The sequence below is a fragment of the Anaerosporobacter sp. genome (assembly GCF_031551385.1).
GTDB lineage: Bacteria > Bacillota > Clostridia > Lachnospirales > Lachnospiraceae > Anaerosporobacter.
Map to the genome: position 1 here is coordinate 13,411 of NZ_JAVBNS010000009.1, position 19,198 is coordinate 32,608.

Sequence of the window (19,198 nt, forward strand, 5' to 3'; positions counted from 1 at the left end):
AGGGAGGCAATTTATGAAGATTATTATGTTAGGTGCTCCAGGAGCAGGTAAAGGAACTCAAGCGAAACAAATCGCTGATAAATATAAAATTCCGCATATTTCAACAGGAGATATCTTCCGTGCAAATATTAAGAATGGTACAGAACTTGGTAATAAAGCAAAAACTTATATGGATCAAGGTTTACTAGTTCCAGATGAGTTAGTAGTAGATTTAGTAGTTGACCGTGTAAAGCAAGATGATTGTGCAAACGGTTATGTACTTGACGGATTCCCAAGAACAATTCCTCAAGCAGAAGCACTTGATAAAGCATTAGAAGCTATTGATGAAAAAGTTGATTATGCTATTAATGTAGAAGTGCCAGATGAAAACATTGTTCGTAGAATGTCAGGTAGAAGAGCTTGTGTAGCTTGTGGTGCTACGTATCATTTAGTTCATATTCCACCAAAGGCAGAAAATATCTGCGATAAATGTGGAAAAGAATTGATTTTACGTGAAGACGATAAACCAGAAACGGTAGAGAAACGTCTTTCTATCTATCATGAACAAACACAACCACTTATTGATTACTATACAAAGAAGAATATTCTTGTAGAAGTAGATGGAACAGTAGATATGGCTGACGTATTTGCTGATATTGTTAAGATTTTAGGTGAATAATAATGTCTGTTACGATAAAATCAAGTAGAGAAATTGAATTGATGAAGGAAGCAGGTAATATACTTGCGATCGTGCATGATGAATTGAAGCAATTTGTTAAACCAGGAATTACAACAATGGATATTGATAAAAAGGGAGAAGAGATCATAAGAAAACTCGGATGTATACCTTCTTTTCTAAATTATAATGGATATCCAGCTTCTATTTGTGTATCAGTTAATGATGAAGTTGTTCATGGAATTCCATCAAGGGACCGATATATACAAGAGGGAGACATTGTAAGTTTAGATGCTGGTGTAATATATAAAGGCTATCATTCGGATGCAGCAAGAACCTGGGCAGTTGGTAATATTAGTGAAGAGGCAAAAAAACTAATTGAAGTAACAAGACAAAGTTTTTTTGAAGGAATTAAATTCGCCAAAGAAGGATATCATCTTAATGATATTTCAATTGCAATACAGGAATATGTAGAGTCTTTTGGATTTTCAGTTGTAAGGGATTTAGTAGGGCATGGAATAGGAACAGCATTACATGAAGATCCCGAAATCCCAAACTTCCGACAGAAAAGAAGAGGGATTAAGCTGCGAGCAGGTATGACGCTTGCAATAGAACCTATGGTAAACATTGGACATTATGATGTAGAATGGCTTGAGGATGATTGGACAGTTGTTACAGCAGATGGTTCTTTGTCAGCACATTACGAAAATACGGTTTTGATAACAGATGGTGAACCAGTGTTGCTATCTGCAAAAAAGTAGGAGAGTGTACATGTATCAGTTAGAAACTTTCCAGTCTGGAACACTTGCGTATTCCAAAGCTGGACATGACAAAGGAAAATTATATGTAATAATTGAAGCAGATTATGAATATGTATATCTAGTGGATGGTATTTATAAAAAAATCGATAGTCCGAAAAAGAAAAAAATAAAGCACATTCAAATCATTAATGAAATCCCTGAGAGCATAAAAGAATGTATAAACTCAGGTCAAAAAATAACGGATATCGATATTAAGAGAGCTATTAAACAGTTCTTGAAATAATGATACAACATAATCTTGTTAGAGGGTTGTGAATAGATTCGTTAGGTAACCACGGGATAGGATATCCCCTTTGAAAGAATTAGGAGGTTTTGAAATGTCAAAAGCAGATGTAGTTGAAATTGAAGGAACAGTTATTGAAAAATTACCAAACGCGATGTTCCAAGTTGAATTAGAAAATGGACACAAAGTATTAGCTCATATTAGTGGTAAATTAAGAATGAACTTCATTCGTATCTTACCAGGAGATAAAGTAACATTGGAGTTATCACCATATGATTTATCAAAAGGAAGAATTATCTGGAGAGATAAATAAGAAATAAGATAGCAATAATGTTGCAGTTTAGATGTAATACAAAATCATAGTATATAAATTTATTTTTATATAAAATAATGCTTGCCATATATTGTTTTTCATGATATAATGGGAGCTGACTTTTGTGAAAGGAGTGAATCTCGATGAAGGTAAGGTCATCAGTAAAACCAATTTGCGAAAAATGCAAAATTATTAAGAGAAAAGGAAGTATCAGAGTAATCTGTGAAAATCCTAGACACAAACAAAGACAAGGCTAATATCCAATAAAAAGCGGTGGGCTTTTTATTGTTTCGTATATATATATTTATTCGATCATAAATAGTTCTTGCTTTTTGTGTTGCAATCTGCTAGGTCACTAGCACATATGCTAAGGCATATGTTGAATATATGTCATATGATTTAATTTCATATTGACGATATTCCATTGTGATATTGTGGATAACAGGAATGTTATGCACTTTTTCTTGCGTTTAGTAAGAATGTGCACTTGTTATTTGTTATGCTAAGGTGTGATTATTACGTGCCTTAGGCAGTAATATACTTTAGTATAAGCGAACATGAGTAATCCTTATGTTTGTCACAATTTAAAGCGGCTGATGTAATGAAACGCCTGGAAAGGTTGTTCGTTGCATAAAAATAGAATATACATTATCTATATTCTATAGTATATGTAATTTTGAGACTGCTAGTCCTAATTACATATAAGAGTTAATAAGATGAAACTAAGTTTGTTAAGAAGTTTGGTGATATGCATTTCACCATATGACAACAATAGTTAGTCATATGATATTGCAGACGGTCTTAACAGTATAATTAATTACAATAATCATGGAGGTGTAATACGCACATGGCTCGTATCAGTGGTGTAGATTTACCAAGAGAAAAACGTGTTGAAATCGGTCTTACTTACATTTATGGAATCGGTAGAGTAAGTTCCAATCAAATATTAGCAGAAGCTAATATTAATCCAGACACTCGTGTTAGAGATTTAACTGACGAAGAAGTATCAAGAATTCGTGACGTAATCGATGCTAAGCATACTGTTGAAGGTGATTTACGTAGACAAGTAGCACTTAACATTAAAACATTACAAGAAATTGGATGTTACAGAGGAATCCGTCATAGAAAAGGTCTTCCTGTTCGTGGACAAAAAACTAAGACTAATGCTAGAACTAGAAAAGGTCCTAAGAGAACTGTTGCAAACAAGAAGAAATAATAGATCTTAACTTATTCGCGTAAAGAAATAGGAATAAAAATCCAATAGGAGGGTTTGGAAATGGCTAAAAAAATAGCAAAAAAAGTGACTAAGAAACGTGTTAAGAAAAACGTTGACCGTGGACAAGCACATATTCAGTCATCTTTTAACAATACAATTGTTACGCTAACAGATGCAGAAGGAAATGCTCTTTCATGGGCTAGTGCAGGTGGATTAGGATTCAGAGGTTCTAAGAAATCTACTCCTTATGCAGCACAAATGGCAGCTGAAACAGCAGCTAAAGCAGCAATTATTCATGGTTTAAAATCAGTAGAAGTTATGGTTAAAGGACCAGGTTCAGGTAGAGAAGCAGCTATCCGTGCGCTTCAAGCTTGCGGTATTGAAGTAACAAGCATCAAAGATGTTACTCCAGTTCCACACAATGGTTGTAGACCACCAAAACGTAGAAGAGTGTAGTTTATATATATAGTAGCGTTATGACAACGAGAATCTTTTCAAACGTGGCAAGGAGCGTTATTGCTACGATTTAGGTAAAAAATGTATAACATGCATGTTTGCTGGTAAAGATTTAAGTTAATAGATTAGGAGGTAACTAATAGCATGGCAAGAGACATGAGTCCTGTTTTAAAAAGATGTAGATCACTTGGTCTTGATCCTATTTATTTAGGAGTAGACAAGAAATCTAATAGAGCTCCAAGAGCTGGTAAGAAGTTAAGCGAGTACGGCTTACAATTAAAAGAAAAACAAAAAGCTAAATTTATCTATGGAGTATTAGAAAAACCTTTCAGAAATAATTTTGCTAAAGCTAAGAAAATGAAGAACGGAACTGCTGGTGAAAACCTAATGATCCTTCTTGAACTTAGATTAGACAATGTTATTTTCCGTATGGGATTTGGTAGAACTAGAAAAGAAGCTAGACAAATCGTTGACCACAAACACGTTTTAGTAAACGGCAAATGTGTAAACATCCCTTCTTACTCAGTTAAACCAGGTGATGTAATTGAAATCAAAGAAAAGTGCAAGAGCGCACAAAGATATAAAGATGTCTTAGAAGTAACTGGTTCTAGATTAGTTCCAGCTTGGTTAGAGTCTGACCAAGAAGCTTTAAAAGGTACTGTTAAAGAAGTACCTACAAGAGATCAAATTGATGTTCCAGTTAACGAAATGCTTATCGTCGAGTTGTATTCTAAATAAGATATAGTTTCTATTTTTATTACTGTGGTTATAGGTTACTGTATTGCAGCCTATAACTGCAATATAAAGAAATTATGTGTTATGTATGATTACCCTCAATAATTCAACCCAAAAGGAGGGTCCAATAGTGTTTGATTTTGAAAAACCAAAAATAGAGATTGCAGAGATTTCTGAAGATAAAAAATATGGACGTTTTGTAGTTGAGCCGCTTGAGAGAGGTTACGGAACAACATTGGGTAATTCCTTAAGAAGAATTATGCTTTCTTCTTTACCTGGAGCAGCAGTAAGTCAAGTTAAAATTGACGGTGTTGTTCATGAATTTAGTACAATTCCAGGTGTTAAAGAAGACGTTACTGAAATAATAATGAACATCAAGAGCTTAGCAATCAAGAATACTAGCGAAACGAATGAGCCAAAGACTGCATATATCGAGTTTGAAGGTGAAGGAGTTGTGACAGCTGGAGATATCCAGGCCGATCCAGACATAGAAATTTTAAATCCAGATTTAGTAATCGCTAATTTAAGCGGTGGTGTTGATAGCAAACTATATATGGAATTAACAATTACTAGGGGTAGAGGTTATATCAGCTCTGACAAAAATAAAAATGATGATTTACCAATCGGTGTGATCCCTGTTGATTCAATCTACACACCAGTAGAACGTGTTAACTTAACAGTTGAGAATACTCGTGTTGGTCAAATTACAGATTATGATAAGCTAACATTAGATGTTTATACAAATGGTACACTTGTGCCTGATGAAGCAGTTAGTTTGGCTGCAAAGGTTTTAAGCGAGCATCTTAATTCTTTCATTGATTTATCTGAAAATGCTAAAACTGCTGAAGTTATGGTAGAAAAAGAAGATAATGAGAAAGAAAAAGTACTTGAAATGAATATTGATGAGCTAGAATTGTCCGTTCGTTCGTACAATTGCTTGAAGAGAGCTGGAATTAATACTGTTGAAGAATTAACTAACAGAACTTCAGAAGATATGATGAAAGTAAGAAATCTTGGCCGTAAATCCCTTGAGGAAGTACTTGCTAAGTTGAAAGAACTTGGATTATCACTTAATTTAAGTGATGAATAAAATAACTATATGGTTTGATGGACACAGATTACATAAAAGTAATTTGGGTACATGATTTGTAATTATGGAGGGCATACTCTTACATAGTTGCGAATAAAAGTCACAAGGAGGTAAGAAAATGGCAGGCTATAGAAAACTTGGAAGAACTTCAAGTCAAAGAAAAGCTTTACTTCGTAACCAAGTAACTAATTTATTATATCATGGTAAAATCGTTACTACAGAAGCTAAGGCAAAAGAAATTCGTAAAATCGCTGAGGGCATGATTGCACTTGCTGTTAGAGAAAAGGATAACTTTGAAACTGTAACAGTTAAAGCTAAAGTTGCTCGTAAAGATAAAGATGGTAAAAGAGTGAAAGAAGTTGTTGATGGTAAGAAGGTAACTGTTTTTGATGAAGTTGATAAAACTATCAAAAAAGACAATGCTTCAAGATTACATGCTAGAAGACAAATGTTAAAAACTCTTTATACTGTAACAGAAGTTCCAGCTGAAGCTGCTGGTAAGAAAAAGAATACTAAGACTGTTGATGTAACAGATTTATTATTCGATGAAATCGCACCTAAATACACTGATCGTAACGGTGGTTACACAAGAATCGTTAAGATTGGTCAACGTAAAGGTGATGCAGCTATGGAAGTTCTTATCGAATTAGTATAAGAAAAATCGTAGATATATTAGAAAGTAAGTGGTAGATGCCATTTACTTTCTTTTTTAATGAGGCTGTTGTACTTCTTAAGTAACAGCCTCTTTTTTGCGTCTGAAATAAAGCAAGTGGAGATGCCTGGATTCTGTTGCTGTGAGTATTGTTAAAAATAAATCAATAGACCTATAGATTTATATAGGAAACATGTGGTAGAATTATGTTGTTATGTTAATAAGAGAGGTAATTAAAATTATGGGTAGTTTAACTTTACGATTGGAGGAAATGTATGCTTGAGAAAATAAGAAAGAAAAATATTAAGTGGACAATTATTAAGGTGGTTATTTGTGCAGCTATTATTGCAGGTGTATTAATATTTACAAAGATGGCACCAGTTAAAATGTTGATGGGTCCAGAAAAGATTAATATTAACAATTTTGACTTAGAGAAGTATGAAGGAAAATATGTAGAGGTAGATATTGCATATGTATGGGAATGCTTCTTGGAACAAGAAACATATACACAATATAAGGGTGGTGGAAGATCACCAGGAAGAACTACAGCACTATATTATATCTCAGAAGTAAATAGAGATACCTATGGTCAGTATATTGCACTGTTGGCAGATGGCAAGCAGCGTATGTCACAATTTGATGATATCTTGGATGCAACATATGTAGCAGATGCTAATGGGTACACTCCTAAGTCAACTTCTTTTAAAGGTACATTTCTTAAATTAACTGGTGAAGAATATACTCAATATAAGAGCTATATGAATAAGTATGAGGTACCAGTAGATTGGTATGCAGACTACATATTTAAGGTGGATAATATTGGAAAATGTGACGAGGCTACAGTTTATATAACTAGTGCAGCAATTGTTATAGCATTTCTTTTTGCAATCTATTCATTATATAGTGGACTAAGTAATCGATATACAAAACAACTTAGAAAATATGCAACAGAGAATGGCATTACGTTTGAGCAGATTTGTACGGATTTAGATCGCGCATATACAACTGGTAGCACATGGTTATTACCTAAATTCACGGTATATGTTGTTGGAAATAGAGTGAAGATTGTAAAAAATGAAGACTTCGTATGGGCATACTATAAAGAGCAACGAACAAACAATAAAGGTATTGTTACAGTAACGAGAATGGTTATGTTGGGAAATAAGAACAAGAAGCTTATTCCGATTACTGTAGGTAGTGAAGAAGAGGCAGGAAGCGTATTGCAGTTCTATGCAGACTCACAACCACAGATGGTACTTGGATATAATGAAGAGTTAAAGAGAATGTATAAGAAAAACTATGAACAATTCATAATGCTTCCATACCAAACAGTAGCAAGAGATGAAGATAATTATGGTGAAAATAATTATTCTGAGAATAACTATTCGGAAAATGTACCAGAAAATAATAATTCACAAGAAAATGGTTTTTCAGAAGAAGGCTTTACGGAAGAAAATAGTTTTGCAGAAGAAAACAATTCTGCAGAGGAAGAGGAATCAGATTATAATTCTTTTGAAAAAAATAACTTCACATTATAAGATTATAGTTTGCTAGAGTATGAGATGTATAGCAATCTGCAAATCAGTTGTGGAAGATATAGTTTGACTCCAAACATCATTACATTAGAATAGAAATGCGATATAATTAGGCTATGCAAAACAAAGGATATGAAAGTATCTTGGTGTTTTGCATAGCCATTTATAATTATTATGAACAGCTTTACTATTGTTCACAGCAACAGATAAATGCAATAGAATGTACTCCAAAATAGTTACACTTGCATTTACAAGGAGAATACCGTACAATGTTAAAAGTAAATGACGGCTGAATTATAGATAGATGAGGAAATATACATGGGAATCATTAAGGCGAAAAAATTAGTACATGAATATATTCGTAGAGATGAAGAAGGAAATACAGTTGGTATTAACCGTGCTCTCGATGAAATTGATATTGATATAAAAAAAGGTGATTTTGTTGCTATATTAGGTCATAACGGTTCTGGTAAATCAACACTTGCAAAGCACCTTAACGCAATTCTTATGCCCACAGAAGGAACGCTATGGGTGAATGGATATGATACAAAGGAGGAAGAACATATTTGGGATGTAAGACAATCTGCAGGTATGGTATTTCAAAATCCTGATAACCAAATTATTGGGACAATAGTAGAAGAAGATGTTGGATTTGGTCCTGAAAATCTAGGGGTAGAAACAGAAGACATATGGAAACGTGTTGAGGAAAGTTTACGTGCAGTTGGTATGCTGGAATATCGTTCTCATTCTCCAAATAAACTTTCAGGTGGACAGAAACAGCGTGTCGCAATTGCTGGAATTATGGCAATGAAGCCAGAGTGTATTGTATTAGATGAACCAACAGCTATGCTTGACCCAAATGGACGGAAAGATGTAATTCGTACAATACTAAGATTGAATCGTGAAGAGAAAGTAACTGTTCTTCTTATTACACACTATATGGAAGAAGTAATTAATGCGGACAAGGTTATTGTTATGGATAAAGGTCAAATTGTAATGCAAGGAACACCTAGAGAAGTATTTACAAGGGTAGAGGAATTAAAAGAATATCGTTTAGATGTGCCTCAAGTGACAGAATTGGCATATGAATTGAGAAAAAACGGACTAGTGATACCAGAAGGAATCTTAACAGTAGATGAACTTGTGAGTGAGCTTACAAGGCTATAGATAGAGGGTGAAGCAATGTCAATTATATTAGATCATGTAAATTATAGTTATAGTGTAGGAAGTGCATATGAGAAACATGCACTAAAAGACGTGAATTTAACAATTCAAGATGGTGAGTTTATTGGATTGATAGGACATACAGGTTCAGGTAAATCTACATTAATTCAACATTTGAATGGATTAATGAAGGCAACAAGTGGAGCGATTTACTATAATGGTAAGGATATCTATGATTCGGATTTTAATATGCGTGAATTACGCAATAAGGTTGGATTAGTATTTCAATACCCAGAGCATCAACTTTTTGAGACAACAGTAATTAAAGATGTTAATTTTGGACCTAAAAACCAAGGATTATCTCAATTGGAGGTAGATTTACATTCCTATGAGGCATTAAAGCAAGTTGGGATAGGGGAAGATTTAATAGATTGCTCGCCATTTGAATTGTCTGGCGGTCAAAAAAGAAGGGTAGCGATTGCAGGGGTTCTTGCGATGAGACCAGAAGTACTTATATTAGATGAACCTACCGCAGGTTTAGACCCAGCAGGTAGAGATGAGATTTTAGAGCAGATAGCAAAACTGCATAAAGAACGTAAAATAACAGTGATACTTGTATCTCATAGTATGGAAGATGTTGCAAAATATGTAGACCGTATTATTGTAATGAATAAAGGTGAGGTTGTATATAGCGAAATACCTAAAAAAGTATTTGCGAATTATAAGGTGTTAGAAACAATAGGACTAGCAGCACCTCAAGTTACGTATGTTATGAATGGATTAAGAGAGCAAGGAATCATGGTGGATACGAATGCAACAACGGTTGCTGAGGCGAAAGAAGAGATTCTTAGATGGGCTAGACGGGAAATAATAGAAGGGTAAGGTAGGAAAATGATAAGAGACATAACAATTGGGCAATATTACCCAAAAGATTCGTTCATACACAAACTAGATCCTAGAACGAAGATTGCTGGAACTTTTATATATATCATATCCTTGTTCTTATTCCGTAAGTTTATTCCCTATCTTATTGTGCTAGGTTTTCTAGGAGTGGTAATTAAGACGTCAGAAGTGCCACTGAAACATATTCTAAAGGGTTTGAAGTCGATACTGTTCTTGCTTGTATTTGCGGTAGTGTTTAATATATTTTTGACACCTGGTGATGTATTGTGGAAATGGGGATTTTTAAAGATAACGAGGCAAGGTCTTGAGACGGCAGGATTTATGGCGATTCGTCTTGTATTATTAATTATGGGTTCTTCCCTTATGACATTTACAACGACCCCAAATCATCTAACAGATGGTCTTGAGAAGATTATGAACCCTTTGAAGAAAATTAAAGTTCCTGTACATGAAATTTCAATGATGATGTCAATTGCTCTTCGGTTTATACCGATTCTATTGGAAGAGACAGATAAGATTATGAAAGCGCAGATGGCAAGAGGTGCGGACTTTGAATCTGGTAATTTAGTTAAGAAGGCAAAAAGTTTAGTACCACTACTAGTACCTCTTTTTGTTTCAGCATTTCGTAGGGCAAATGATTTAGCAATGGCGATGGAAGCAAGATGTTATCGAGGCGGTGAAGGAAGGACGAAGATGAAACCACTACAATACCATAAACAGGATGCGGTTGCTTATCTTATATTGGTTGGTTATCTGGTATTGTTAGTTGCTGTGAAGAGCGTTAGCCCGTTCTAGAACAACATCTCAGGTTAAGTTATATAGTTAGGAGTTACAAATATATGAGACGTATTAAGTTAGTAATTGCTTATGATGGAACGAATTATTGTGGTTGGCAAAAGCAACCGAATGCAATTACAGTAGAAGAAGTTATTAACAAGAAACTTACAAAGTTACTTGGTGAAAATATAGAGGTGATTGGTTCAAGCAGAACGGATTCAGGAGTTCATGCGCTTGGTAATGTAGCCGTTTTTGATACAGAGACTAGAATACCTGCGGAAAAGATATCATATGCGTTGAACCAACGACTGCCAGAGGATATCATAATACAATCTTCAAGTGAAGTGCCATTAGATTTTCATCCGAGATACCATAAGAGTTGTAAGACATACGAATATAAGATATCAAATCGAGAATTTTTACTTCCAACAATGCGTTTGTACTATCATCATGTTTATAAGAAACTAGATATAGAGAAGATGCAGGAAGCTGCTAATTATCTAATAGGGAAACATGATTTTAAGAGCTTTTCAGCCATGAGAACGCAAGTACAAAGCACAGTACGAACAATATATAGCTTGGATGTAATTCAAGAAGGTGATGAACTTATATTACGTGTACGAGGTGATGGATTCCTATATAATATGGTAAGAATCATTGCAGGGACGCTAATTAAGGTCGGAATGGGGACTATGAAGCCAGAAAGAATCGCAGAGGTGTTACAATCTACAGAACGTGTAAAAGTAGGCCCTAATGCACCAGCAAATGGATTAACACTTGTGAATATTGAATTTAAAAATTAATATACTCTCGCAGTTCATAATTAGATGGATTGCGAGAGTTTTTTAATTTCTTGGAGCTAAATCTTATTAAAGTAAACGTTTAAGCGGTATATTGTTACATAAAGTAGAATAATAGTAGGATTTGTGTAAAACAATATATGGCAGTTCGGATATATTGTAGAATTTTATAATTTATTAAAGAATAAGAATATGATATAATGATTAGGTGGTAAAAATCCACGAAAACGTTATCGATTAGGGTATTTTAAAGAACGAATATATTAGTGCCGAGGAGGGAATAGACGCTAGTATGTGGCGAGAGGAGAATGTACATTTATGAAAGCATCATTAAGAAGTAAAATCACGCTATTGGTACTGCTTCCAGCAATAGCGGTTGGTTTGGCAGCTATAATCACTAGCACAAATGTTGTCACCAAAATTATTAATAATGAGATTCGAGATCAGCTTAATGCTGCTTCAATGGTAGGAATTGAACACTATCAGAACGGAAATGCTGCAGATTATTATATGGATATGAGTGGGACACTTTATAAAGGTGTTGTACAGATATCAGGGGTATCTTCGGTTGTTGATCGAATTAAAGAATACTCAGGGATTGAAGCAATATTTTATTACGGGGATGAACAATACGCTTCAACATGGAAAGATGAAAACGGGAATCAGATATTGGACGCAGAGTTAGAGTCAAAAATTCATGAGGCAGTATATAATCGTGGGGAAACATACTTTTTAACGGATCAAAAGATTGGTGGTAAGACATATTACGGTTATTACCAACCAATAAAACAACCAAGTTCAGGTGAAATTGTGGGATGTTTCTTTACAGGAAAGCCAGAGCAAGAAGTAAGAAGTCAAATTAATCGAATGCGTACACAAGTATTTCTTATTACAGCAGCTATTATTGTGATTTCTATGATATTTGTATTCGCATTGTTGTTAGTAATTATTAAATCGCTTAAAAGGTCAGTAAAGGAGCTTGGGTTAGTTGCAGAAGGGGAACTTGCCATAACAGAGCAAACAGGGCCAATTAAGAGGACAGACGAGATATCAGAGATAGCAATTGCAACGATGAAAGTAAGAGACTCTTTGCGTAGCGTAATTGGTGGAATTATTGAATCGACAGATGTGCTGAAAGAATCTTCACAGAAGTTAAGCGTAACAGCAGAGCGAACACAAGAAACAACGGATATTGTAGAACGTGCTGTTAGTGAAATTTCAAAAGGTGCTATGACACAGGCAGAAGAAACAACAGTAGCAAATGAACATGTTATTGAGATGGGTAATTACATAGCAAGTACAGTATCTGATGTAAGTCAATTGACAACAAGAGCAAGTGCCATGAATGAATCAAGTGCAGAAGCAATGGGGATTCTTGAAGAATTGCAAGAAAGCAATGTTCAGACAAAGGAAGCGATTGAGATGATTTACACGCAGACAAATACAACAAATATATCAGCACAAAAGATTAGGGAAGTAACAAACATTATTACGGATATTGCAGAAGAAACAAGCCTGTTATCATTAAATGCCAGCATAGAAGCGGCAAGAGCAGGTGAACAAGGAAGAGGCTTTGCCGTAGTAGCATCACAGATACAGAAATTAGCAGAGCAATCAGATAAATCAGCTAAGAATATTCAAAACATCATTGGTATGTTAATTAAAGATTCTGATCAAGCGGTAGAGACAATGGAAGTTGTTAAGGATACCATCGAAAAACAAAGTGAGAAGGTTGAATTAAGTAGAACAAAAATGGTTAGCGTTAGTAAGGGCATTCAGAATTTCACAGAAGGAATTGGTGAGATTCGCAAACGTACAACAAAACTAGATGAAGAAAGAACATATATTGTTGATGCTGTTCAAAACTTAACCGCAATTGCGCAAGAAAATGCAGCAAGTTCTGAAGAGACTTCAGCGTCAGTAAGAGAGTTAACAGATACCATGAAAGAGGTTTCCGATGCGATTACTCTATTAAAACAAATTACAGAGCGATTAAGTGCAGAGGTTGAAATCTTCCACATGTAAAAAATAATGTGCAAAATGTTTTAAAAGTATTGCAAAATAAAAGTCAATCGAGTATAATTGACTGTGCTAATATTGGATTAGCACAGTTGATGGGCCATCGCCAAACGGTAAGGCACTGGACTCTGACTCCAGCATCTCAAGGTTCGAATCCTTGTGGCCCAGTAATAAAATTAGAAAAGAAGAAAGCAATGTTTATAACAAGACAATGCTTTCTTTTTTTTGTTTGCGAAAAAACAAAATATAAAATAGTTCCCCTTTACAAAGTATAATTGTGGTGATACAATCAAAATAATGACTGTAAATATATGTAAAACATAAAATTTATTAATAGTCTCAAAACAGTTATAAAAAGAAAGAGAATATGGAAGAATACAAATAGTTTCATAATAAAGGAGGACGTTTTAGATGGCTAGAAAAATGAAAACAATGGATGGAAATACAGCAGCGGCACATGTGTCCTATGCATTTACAGATGTGGCAGCAATATATCCAATTACACCATCATCACCAATGGCAGATTATACAGACCTATGGGCAACACAAGGTAGAGAGAATATATTTGGACATACAGTAGTTCTTTCAGAGATGCAATCGGAAGCCGGAGCAGCAGGAGCTGTTCATGGTTCGCTGGCAGCAGGAGCACTTACAACAACGTATACAGCATCTCAAGGACTACTACTAATGATTCCAAACATGTATAAAATGGCAGGAGAATTACTTCCTGGTGTTATTAATGTGTCTGCACGTACCTTAGCAAGCCATGCATTATCTATCTTTGGTGATCATCAAGATATCTATGCATGCCGTCAAACAGGTTATGCAATGTTATGTTCAAGTAGTGTGCAGGAAACAATGGATTTGGGTGCTGTAGCGCATTTGACAGCGATTAAGGGACGAGTTCCATTCCTACATTTCTTTGATGGTTTCCGTACTTCTCATGAAATTCAAAAAATTGAGGCATGGGATTACGAAGATTTAAAAGAGATGTGTGATTTGGATGCTGTCGAGGCATTTCGTCGTCGTGCATTAAATCCAGAGCATCCGGTTACTCGTGGTACTGCTCAAAATCCAGATGTATTCTTTCAAGCAAGAGAAGCGTGCAACACATACTATGATGCAGTTCCAAACTTAACACAGGAATATATGGACAAGGTAAATGAAAAGATAGGGACAGATTATAAATTGTTCAACTATTATGGTGCGGCGGATGCACAACATATTATTATTGCAATGGGTTCTGTCTGTGAAACAATCGATGAGACAATTGATTATATGCTGGCAGCAGGTGAAAAGGTTGGTGTAGTAAAAGTTCGTTTATACCGTCCATTTAGCGCAAAGCATCTAATTGATGCAATTCCTGAGACAGTAAAACAGATTAGTGTACTTGATAGAACGAAAGAACCTGGTGCGCTTGGTGATCCACTATACTTAGATGTAGTAGCGGCACTGAAAGATACAAAATTTCATAATATACCTGTTTATGCAGGACGATACGGTTTAAGCTCAAAGGATACAACACCAGCACAAATTATTGCAGTATTTAAAAATGTAGAGAAAAAACATTTTACAATTGGTATCGTAGATGATGTAACAGGTCTATCACTTACTATAACAGAAAATCCGAATACAACACCAGAGAGCACAATTAGCTGTAAGTTCTGGGGACTTGGAGCAGATGGTACAGTAGGTGCAAATAAGAACTCTATTAAGATTATTGGTGATCATACAGACATGTATGCACAAGCGTATTTTGATTACGATTCAAAGAAATCGGGTGGTGTAACGATATCTCATTTGCGTTTTGGTAAGGATAAGATTAAGGCAACCTATCTTATTGAAAAGGCTGATTTTGTGGCGTGTCATTGCCCTGCCTATGTTGGCAAATACAATATGGTTCAGGATTTGAAAGATGGTGGTACATTCCTGCTAAATTGTAGCTGGACGCCAGAAGAGATTGAGAAGCATCTTCCTGGTCAAGTGAAATCATATATTGCTAAACATAATATTAAATTCTATACAATTGATGGTATCAAGATTGGTAAAGAAGTTGGCCTTGGTGGACGTATTAATACAATTCTTCAAGCTGCATTCTTTAACCTTGCTAAGATTATTCCAACAGAAGAAGCAGTTACATTTATGAAAGAAGCAGCAACAGCTTCGTATTCAAAAAAGGGTGATGACATTGTACGTATGAACCATGAGGCAATTGATCGTGGTATTACTGATGTTGTAGAATTCAAAGTGCCTGAGTCCTGGGTAAATGCGGAAGCAGAGGAACTTCTTGTTTCCGTAGAAGGAAACAGAAAAGATGTAGTTGATTATGTTAATGTAATTCAAAGCAAGATTAATTCTCAGGAAGGTAATAGCTTACCAGTGTCTGCATTTGTTGATTACGTTGATGGCACAGCACCAGCAGGTTCAGCAGCGTTTGAAAAACGTGGTATTGCTGTAGATGTACCGAAATGGTATGAACAAAACTGTATTCAATGTAATTTCTGTTCCTATGTATGTCCACATGCGGTTATTCGTCCTGTGGCAATGACAGAGGAACAAGCAGCAGGTGCGCCAGAAGGTATGTCTATGTTAGATATGACAGGCGTTTCAGGTCACAAATTTGCAATTAGTATCTCTGCTCTTGATTGTACAGGTTGTGGTGCATGTATAGAGGTTTGTCCTGGTAAGAAGGGCGAAAAAGCATTAGGATTTAAACCAATTGATGCAATGTTAGAGGAACAAAAAGTTTTTGATTTTGGTATCGATATAGAAACGCCAGCAGCAGTTACTGAGAAATTCAAAGAAAGCACAGTAAAAGGAAGTCAGTTTAAACAACCATTATTTGAATTCTCAGGTGCATGTGCTGGTTGTGGAGAAACGCCATATGCTAAGTTAGTAACACAGTTGTTTGGTGACCGTATGTATATTGCCAATGCAACAGGCTGTTCTTCAATTTGGGGCGGTTCTTCGCCTTCAACACCTTATACAGTTAATATAGAAGGAAAAGGCCCTGCTTGGGCGAATTCATTGTTTGAGGACAATGCGGAGTTTGGATATGGTATGGCTCTAGCACAAAAAGCAATGCGAATACGTCTGATTTCTTCTGTAGAGGCTCTTGCTAAAGTTGCCGAAAAAGAAGGGGTAAAATCGGCATGTGAAAAATATCTTGAAACAAAGGATAATAGTGGAGCAAATGCGATTGCTTCAAAGGAATTAATTAAGGCATTAGAAGCATGTGATTGTGATAATGAAGACAGAAATAACATTTTAAATAATAAGGACTTCCTATCAAAAAAATCACAGTGGATTTTTGGTGGAGATGGTTGGGCTTATGATATTGGTTTTGGTGGACTTGACCATGTTATTGCTAGTGGAGAAAATGTAAACATTCTTGTATTTGATACAGAAGTGTACTCTAATACAGGTGGGCAATCATCAAAATCAACTCCTACAGGAGCAATTGCGCAGTTTGCAGCGAGTGGTAAAGATGTTAAGAAGAAAGACCTTGCGGCAATTGCTATGAGTTATGGCTATGTTTATGTAGCTCAGATTGCACAAGGTGCGGATTATAATCAATGTGTGAAAGCATTTGTTGAAGCAGAAAGTTATGATGGGCCTTCTATTATTATTGCATATTCCCCTTGTATCTCTCATGGTATTAAGGCGGGTATGATGTGTGCACAAGCAGAGGAAAAGCGTGCTGTGGAAGCAGGTTATTGGCATCTATTCCGTTTTGATCCTCGCCTTGTAGAAGAAAAGAAGAATCCATTCCAATTAGATTCGAAAGAGCCAAAAGCAGACTTTAAAGAGTTTCTTAATAGTGAATTACGTTACAATAGACTATATCGTTCAAATCCTGAAAGGGCGGAGAAACTTTTTGATAAAGCGGAGAACGATGCCAAAGAAAAATATAGTCAGTTAGTCTATAAAGCTGGTCGTGCAGAATAGAGAATAACAAAGATATAAAATAGTAGGAAAACAAGCCTTACGTTTCTGTAAGGCTAATAACCCAGAACGAGTAATCCAGCCCTTTCGCCAAAGGCGAACTTTAAATGGGCTGGATTTCGTTGCTGTGAACATCTTGTGTGAATCGCAACATTGTTTTCTGTAAAAGGGGTATAACATCCAAAGCAAAATAATATAATTTATAAAAAGATTATAGGATGTCTATGTCTAGGGAATTTATTTTTATTAAATTGGAAGACACAAGTGAGGAAGAGAGCTTTTTTGTTCAAGAGCAGGAAAGAGAGTTAAAATCATCTACGGATTTGTTAAAAAAGATTTCTGATAAGTGGTATTACAAAAGTCTTATAAAGAGATTGCCTATGAAGCTGGGGAGGTATTCCGTTCTAGGTGATTATGTTCCATGTGTAGTATTGCCTTTTACAAAGGAGCAAAAAGAGAATTTACCGAAGCAGTATCTAGATAATTATATAGAAGAAGTTATGAAATACCTGAATGTTAATCGAGCGTATTGTATTGGTGAATTACAAGAGCGAGACAATAAAAGAAGTGAAAGAGAGCGCAGTTTAATTAAATTTCTCTATATACAACACCTTGTTAGATCCACAAGAAAAGAGCTAAGAATTAGAGAAAAGGATATGAAATTGGTTGTTATTGATTCTTGTGATAAGAGGATAGAATCTGTATTAGAGATGTTTATTAGCAATTTGAATTATCTAACAATTATTACTAATAGAGAAGAATATTTTAGTAGCTTTAGAGATATGATATATGATACAACAGGATTAGTTGTAGAATTGGAATCACTACCACTTCAAAGTAATATTGATGGAAATATTATTATCGACTTAGATAGTGAAAGTTATAAAAATTATAAATATTTCCCTTATGGGGCATGTGTGATTGATGTAAATAGTTCTACAAAGAAGAGGCAGTATCTTCAAGAGAGAAGAAAGGATTTAAGGATTATCTATGATGTGGATTTATTGTATCAAGGAAATGTTATCAGGAAGGATATTGTAGTAAATTATCTGAGAGCGAAAAGTATGAATATTGAATCTATTTATGGGGAGTATTATAGGAATACAAACCAAAGTGAAATTTTTGCATTATTAGAGGAATGCAACATGGAGATTAGAGAGTGTGTTATGTAGTGAGATAGCGATTACTAGAGGAGTAGGAACTTTGATATTCTTGACATTGTACGGTTCATACGTTATAATACAAGGAATGTACAGTGAGAAAGTGTCAGTAGATATAAGCTGATAAAGATAAAGAATCGTAGTAACTATTCAGAAGAGTATTCGTAGGGGTCACAAATGAATGGTGGCTTGGAGTCTTATGGATAACGACTGTAATAATTATGTATGGAGGTTTGGTTTAACATGGCAGAGAAAAAAAATATTTTAACCTATGAAGGGTTAAAGACACTTGAGGAAGAATTACAAGAGTTAAAGGTTAATAAACGAAGAGAAGTTGCACAAAAAATCAAAGAAGCAAGAGAACAAGGCGATTTATCTGAAAATGCAGAATATGATGCGGCAAAAGATGAGCAAAGAGATATCGAAGCTAGAATCGAAGAGATTGATAAAATCTTAAAGAACGCTGAAGTTGTTATTGAAGATGAAGTTGATCTTAATAAAATCAACATTGGTTGTCGTGTAAGAATTATGGACATGGAATATGATGATATTTTAGATTATAAATTAGTTGGTTCAACAGAAGCAAATACACTAAAAGGAAAAATCTCAAATGAGTCACCAGTAGGTCAAGCATTACTTGGTAAAAAAATTGGCGATGTTATTGAAGTGGAAACACAAGCAGGTCCAATTAAGTATAAAATACTAGAAATTCAAAGATCTAACTAAGCCAGTTA

At 35.1% G+C, this 19,198-nt stretch carries 19 protein-coding genes and 1 tRNA gene; all 20 read left to right on the forward strand.

All coding sequences use genetic code 11. The features are described from left to right. Positions 1 to 13 precede the first annotated feature (13 nt). The 20 genes from RMR19_RS01100 (at position 14) to greA (ending at position 19,190) form a co-directional block, all read left to right on the forward strand. Positions 14 to 658, forward strand: a complete 645-nt coding sequence (locus RMR19_RS01100; protein ID WP_310601710.1) for an adenylate kinase — start codon at positions 14 to 16, stop codon at positions 656 to 658. Positions 659 to 660: 2 nt separating this feature from the next. Further along, positions 661 to 1,416 (forward strand): type I methionyl aminopeptidase, encoded by a 756-nt coding sequence (gene map, locus RMR19_RS01105; protein ID WP_310601711.1) that lies wholly within the window; start codon positions 661 to 663, stop codon positions 1,414 to 1,416. A gap of 10 nt (positions 1,417 to 1,426) precedes the next feature. Further along, positions 1,427 to 1,699, forward strand: coding sequence for a 50S ribosomal protein L14 (locus RMR19_RS01110; protein ID WP_310601712.1), 273 nt, complete (start codon positions 1,427 to 1,429; stop codon positions 1,697 to 1,699). A 94-nt stretch (positions 1,700 to 1,793) separates the two neighbouring features. Next, the gene (gene infA / locus RMR19_RS01115; RefSeq protein WP_167955456.1) at positions 1,794 to 2,012 is read left to right on the forward strand and encodes a translation initiation factor IF-1; all 219 of its coding nucleotides are present in this window, start codon (positions 1,794 to 1,796) and stop codon (positions 2,010 to 2,012) included. Positions 2,013 to 2,155: 143 nt separating this feature from the next. Next, on the forward strand, positions 2,156 to 2,269 hold the full coding sequence (gene rpmJ, locus RMR19_RS01120) for a 50S ribosomal protein L36 (protein WP_073285411.1): 114 nt from the start codon (positions 2,156 to 2,158) through the stop codon (positions 2,267 to 2,269). Between the two features lie 590 nt (positions 2,270 to 2,859). Further along, a complete protein-coding gene (gene rpsM, locus RMR19_RS01125) occupies positions 2,860 to 3,228 on the forward strand; it encodes a 30S ribosomal protein S13 (RefSeq protein WP_310601713.1) in 369 nt (122 codons plus the stop codon). Positions 3,229 to 3,288: 60 nt separating this feature from the next. After that, complete coding sequence (rpsK, locus tag RMR19_RS01130) at positions 3,289 to 3,684, forward strand: 30S ribosomal protein S11 (RefSeq protein WP_167955450.1); 396 nt, start codon at positions 3,289 to 3,291, stop codon at positions 3,682 to 3,684. Between the two features lie 144 nt (positions 3,685 to 3,828). Further along, positions 3,829 to 4,422 carry a 30S ribosomal protein S4 gene (rpsD, locus tag RMR19_RS01135; RefSeq protein ID WP_310601714.1) on the forward strand — a complete coding sequence of 198 codons (594 nt, stop codon included), beginning with the start codon at positions 3,829 to 3,831 and terminating at the stop codon, positions 4,420 to 4,422. Between the two features lie 127 nt (positions 4,423 to 4,549). After that, on the forward strand, positions 4,550 to 5,509 hold the full coding sequence (locus RMR19_RS01140; protein WP_310601715.1) for a DNA-directed RNA polymerase subunit alpha: 960 nt from the start codon (positions 4,550 to 4,552) through the stop codon (positions 5,507 to 5,509). 118 nt (positions 5,510 to 5,627) lie between these two features. Further along, complete coding sequence (locus RMR19_RS01145; protein WP_310601716.1) at positions 5,628 to 6,164, forward strand: bL17 family ribosomal protein; 537 nt, start codon at positions 5,628 to 5,630, stop codon at positions 6,162 to 6,164. A 272-nt stretch (positions 6,165 to 6,436) separates the two neighbouring features. Beyond that, a complete protein-coding gene (locus tag RMR19_RS01150) occupies positions 6,437 to 7,699 on the forward strand; it encodes a DUF6709 family protein (RefSeq protein WP_310601717.1) in 1,263 nt (420 codons plus the stop codon). A 315-nt stretch (positions 7,700 to 8,014) separates the two neighbouring features. After that, positions 8,015 to 8,863 (forward strand): energy-coupling factor transporter ATPase, encoded by an 849-nt coding sequence (locus RMR19_RS01155; RefSeq protein ID WP_310601718.1) that lies wholly within the window; start codon positions 8,015 to 8,017, stop codon positions 8,861 to 8,863. Positions 8,864 to 8,878: 15 nt separating this feature from the next. After that, complete coding sequence (locus tag RMR19_RS01160) at positions 8,879 to 9,742, forward strand: energy-coupling factor transporter ATPase (protein WP_310601719.1); 864 nt, start codon at positions 8,879 to 8,881, stop codon at positions 9,740 to 9,742. 9 nt (positions 9,743 to 9,751) lie between these two features. Then, on the forward strand, positions 9,752 to 10,558 hold the full coding sequence (locus RMR19_RS01165; RefSeq protein WP_310601720.1) for an energy-coupling factor transporter transmembrane component T family protein: 807 nt from the start codon (positions 9,752 to 9,754) through the stop codon (positions 10,556 to 10,558). A 44-nt stretch (positions 10,559 to 10,602) separates the two neighbouring features. Beyond that, positions 10,603 to 11,343 carry a tRNA pseudouridine(38-40) synthase TruA gene (gene truA / locus RMR19_RS01170; RefSeq protein WP_310601721.1) on the forward strand — a complete coding sequence of 247 codons (741 nt, stop codon included), beginning with the start codon at positions 10,603 to 10,605 and terminating at the stop codon, positions 11,341 to 11,343. A gap of 315 nt (positions 11,344 to 11,658) precedes the next feature. Then, positions 11,659 to 13,365: a methyl-accepting chemotaxis protein gene (locus tag RMR19_RS01175; protein ID WP_310601722.1), complete on the forward strand. Its 1,707-nt coding sequence runs from the start codon at positions 11,659 to 11,661 to the stop codon at positions 13,363 to 13,365. Between the two features lie 90 nt (positions 13,366 to 13,455). Continuing rightward, a tRNA-Gln gene (locus RMR19_RS01180) sits at positions 13,456 to 13,527 on the forward strand. A gap of 243 nt (positions 13,528 to 13,770) precedes the next feature. Then, the gene (gene nifJ, locus RMR19_RS01185) at positions 13,771 to 17,307 is read left to right on the forward strand and encodes a pyruvate:ferredoxin (flavodoxin) oxidoreductase (RefSeq protein WP_310601723.1); all 3,537 of its coding nucleotides are present in this window, start codon (positions 13,771 to 13,773) and stop codon (positions 17,305 to 17,307) included. Between the two features lie 221 nt (positions 17,308 to 17,528). Continuing rightward, the gene (locus tag RMR19_RS01190) at positions 17,529 to 18,476 is read left to right on the forward strand and encodes a hypothetical protein (RefSeq protein ID WP_310601724.1); all 948 of its coding nucleotides are present in this window, start codon (positions 17,529 to 17,531) and stop codon (positions 18,474 to 18,476) included. A 231-nt stretch (positions 18,477 to 18,707) separates the two neighbouring features. Next, positions 18,708 to 19,190 carry a transcription elongation factor GreA gene (greA, locus tag RMR19_RS01195; protein WP_310601725.1) on the forward strand — a complete coding sequence of 161 codons (483 nt, stop codon included), beginning with the start codon at positions 18,708 to 18,710 and terminating at the stop codon, positions 19,188 to 19,190. Positions 19,191 to 19,198 lie beyond the last annotated feature (8 nt).

What these genes read in the sequence shown, in the direction of transcription:
- RMR19_RS01175 (WP_310601722.1), top strand. Translation starts at nt 11,659, where the DNA reads ATGAAAGCATCATTAAGAAGTAAAATCACGCTATTGGTACTGCTTCCA.
- RMR19_RS01145 (WP_310601716.1), top strand. Translation starts at nt 5,628, where the DNA reads ATGGCAGGCTATAGAAAACTTGGAAGAACTTCAAGTCAAAGAAAAGCT.
- RMR19_RS01165 (WP_310601720.1), top strand. Translation starts at nt 9,752, where the DNA reads ATGATAAGAGACATAACAATTGGGCAATATTACCCAAAAGATTCGTTC.
- rpsM (WP_310601713.1), top strand. Translation starts at nt 2,860, where the DNA reads ATGGCTCGTATCAGTGGTGTAGATTTACCAAGAGAAAAACGTGTTGAA.
- map (WP_310601711.1), top strand. Translation starts at nt 661, where the DNA reads ATGTCTGTTACGATAAAATCAAGTAGAGAAATTGAATTGATGAAGGAA.
- rpmJ (WP_073285411.1), top strand. Translation starts at nt 2,156, where the DNA reads ATGAAGGTAAGGTCATCAGTAAAACCAATTTGCGAAAAATGCAAAATT.
- infA (WP_167955456.1), top strand. Translation starts at nt 1,794, where the DNA reads ATGTCAAAAGCAGATGTAGTTGAAATTGAAGGAACAGTTATTGAAAAA.
- rpsD (WP_310601714.1), top strand. Translation starts at nt 3,829, where the DNA reads ATGGCAAGAGACATGAGTCCTGTTTTAAAAAGATGTAGATCACTTGGT.
- RMR19_RS01150 (WP_310601717.1), top strand. Translation starts at nt 6,437, where the DNA reads ATGCTTGAGAAAATAAGAAAGAAAAATATTAAGTGGACAATTATTAAG.
- greA (WP_310601725.1), top strand. Translation starts at nt 18,708, where the DNA reads ATGGCAGAGAAAAAAAATATTTTAACCTATGAAGGGTTAAAGACACTT.
- truA (WP_310601721.1), top strand. Translation starts at nt 10,603, where the DNA reads ATGAGACGTATTAAGTTAGTAATTGCTTATGATGGAACGAATTATTGT.
- RMR19_RS01190 (WP_310601724.1), top strand. Translation starts at nt 17,529, where the DNA reads ATGTCTAGGGAATTTATTTTTATTAAATTGGAAGACACAAGTGAGGAA.
- RMR19_RS01110 (WP_310601712.1), top strand. Translation starts at nt 1,427, where the DNA reads ATGTATCAGTTAGAAACTTTCCAGTCTGGAACACTTGCGTATTCCAAA.
- RMR19_RS01155 (WP_310601718.1), top strand. Translation starts at nt 8,015, where the DNA reads ATGGGAATCATTAAGGCGAAAAAATTAGTACATGAATATATTCGTAGA.
- nifJ (WP_310601723.1), top strand. Translation starts at nt 13,771, where the DNA reads ATGGCTAGAAAAATGAAAACAATGGATGGAAATACAGCAGCGGCACAT.
- RMR19_RS01100 (WP_310601710.1), top strand. Translation starts at nt 14, where the DNA reads ATGAAGATTATTATGTTAGGTGCTCCAGGAGCAGGTAAAGGAACTCAA.
- RMR19_RS01160 (WP_310601719.1), top strand. Translation starts at nt 8,879, where the DNA reads ATGTCAATTATATTAGATCATGTAAATTATAGTTATAGTGTAGGAAGT.
- rpsK (WP_167955450.1), top strand. Translation starts at nt 3,289, where the DNA reads ATGGCTAAAAAAATAGCAAAAAAAGTGACTAAGAAACGTGTTAAGAAA.